Annotated in this window: 1 pseudogene; it reads right to left on the bottom strand. The window is 55.9% G+C overall.

The annotated features are described in order from the left end of the window. A pseudogene (locus JCM25143_RS20380) lies at positions 1-1,665 on the bottom strand (efflux RND transporter permease subunit); the annotation flags it as partial.

Genomic DNA, 1,665 nt, shown 5'->3' with positions numbered 1-1,665 from the left:
GCCCCCGTCAACGCAGGCACGGAAAGGCGTGTCTGGGTCAGGAACAGGCTCCAGGCAATACCGGCCAGAGCACCCGGCAGTGCGGAGATGATGATGAAAGGATCAATCCAGGACTGGAAGTTGATCACAATCAGCATGTAGATCAGCACCACCGAAACCACGAGCCCTGCAATCAGCTCCACATAAGCGCTGTGCATGGTTGTGGCCTGACCACGGATATCCACCGCAACACCACGCGGCAGATCGCCTTTTGATGCCGCAATCTCACGTTTGACCTGAGCCAGAACAGACCCGAGATCGGTAAACTCGGTGGAAACGTAGATATCGATATCGGGCATGGAGTTGTAGTGAGACACCTGACCCGGTGTACCGATAGCCTTGATCGTGCTGATGCTACCCAGAAGCTGCATGTCTTTGCCGTTGGGATCGCCATCTCCCTTGTCTACAGGGATGGTCAGCAGGTTGTTGTAGTGTGTGAGCTGATCCTGCGAGACATAGACATTCAGCGGGAACGTAATGCCGGTCTTGGGGTCAAGCCAGTATTGCGGGTCCACTGTCTGACTACCCGAAAGGGTCATCAGTTCGTTGTTGGCAATATCACCTTCCGTCATGCCCGTGGCCTGACTGAATGTGCGGTTGCCCTGCACGAACAGTGTTGGTGTGTTCATGGTCTGCTGGATAACGGTATCCACGGCACCATGTATGCTGCGCAGGCGGTTAACCAGCAGGCGGGCATAGCGATAGTTATCGCGAATATCAGGCCCGGAGATCTGGATATCAACCGGTGCAGGTGAACCGAAGTTGAGGATTTTCTCGGTCAGATCCGCGGGCTGGAAGGTAAAGACCGTGCCGGGGAAGCTGGCCGAAAGCTTGCGCCGAAGCAGGGCGCGGTAATCCCATACGGGAGAAGCCTCGTCCTTGAGGGTAATGCTCAGGTCGCAATCCTGCGTGCCAATTGTTGGCGTGGGAATGAACGCCTGGTTATGCGGACCTTCGGGCAGACCGCAATTGTTGATGATCCCTTCTACCTTGCCCGGCAAAAGAGCCTCAATACGGTTGTCAACCAGACTGACGATCCGGCCCGTAGTTTCAATACGGGTACCCAGAGGGGCACGCATATGCATCTGTAGCGCACCTGATTTGACCTCGGGGAAGAAGTCCTGCCCCACCACTGCGAACAGGGCGAGAGAGAGAACGGACAGCCCCAGAAACACCGCGACAAACTTGCGGCGTTTGTTAACCGCGCGTTCCAGTACCCGCCCATAGCGGAGCTTGAAAGCGTGGAAGACATGCTCGAACTTGTTCTGGAACCGCCCGAAGAACCCTTTGGGCAGGGCTTCATGTTCATCACCATGCAGGCCGGGATGCACCTGCCTGCGAGCAGATATTTGGCCATGGTAGGCACGAGTGTGCGAGAGAGGATGAACGATGCCAGCATGGCGAAAACAATCGCTTCGGCCATAGGCATGAACAGCCAGCCCGCCACACCGCTCAGGCGGAACAGCGGTGTCCACACAATGCAGATGCACAGGGTGGAAACCAGTGTGGGAATAACGATCTGGTTGGCCGCATCGATAATGGCGGTTTCCAGATCCTTACCCATTTCAAGATGGGTATCGATATTCTCGATCATGACGGTTGCGTCATCCACCAGAATACCAACCG

The sequence above is a fragment of the Acetobacter papayae JCM 25143 genome (assembly GCF_000613285.1).
GTDB classification, from domain to species: domain Bacteria; phylum Pseudomonadota; class Alphaproteobacteria; order Acetobacterales; family Acetobacteraceae; genus Acetobacter; species Acetobacter papayae.
The sequence above is the reverse complement of the archived record's forward strand: the minus strand, read 5'-3'. Positions and strand labels throughout refer to the sequence as shown.